The 444-nt window shown below is 59.5% G+C and carries 1 protein-coding gene; it reads left to right on the top strand.

Annotated features, from left to right (window positions below; genetic code table 11):
- Nucleotides 1–444 (top strand): transposase (locus tag FS804_RS24735; protein ID WP_144579353.1); only part of this gene is annotated, 444 nt, incomplete at both ends.

Raw genomic sequence — 444 nt, 5'->3', positions numbered from 1 at the left:
CCGATCTGGATCGGGCGATCGAGGCGGAGCGCATATCCCATGGCCAGAAGCCATTGAAAGAGAAAGAGCGCGAGCCGGAGGTGAAGGAGACGAAGGTCAGTCGTACCGATCCCGATAGCGGCTATATGGTGCGCGACGGCAAGCCCAAGGGCTTCTTCTATCTCGATCACCGCACTGTCGACGGCCGCCATGCGATCATCACCGATACGCATGTGACGCCGGCCAATGTGCATGACTCGATTGTCTATCTCGAACGATTGGATCGGCAACGCCAACGCTTCGACTTTAATGTCGGCGCGGTTGGGCTGGACGCAGGCTATGCAACGGCAGGCATTGCCAAGGGGTTGGAGGACAGAGAGATCCTCGGCGTGACCGGCTATCGCAACCCGACCCCGCCCAGAGACGGCATGATGCGCAAGTCGAAATTCGTCTACGAGCCAGAGG

Origin of the sequence: Agrobacterium sp. DE0009, assembly GCF_007680755.1 — a bacterium.
Taxonomy (GTDB): Bacteria; Pseudomonadota; Alphaproteobacteria; order Rhizobiales; family Rhizobiaceae; genus Agrobacterium; species Agrobacterium tumefaciens_B.
The sequence above is the reverse complement of the archived record's forward strand: the minus strand, read 5'-3'. Positions and strand labels throughout refer to the sequence as shown.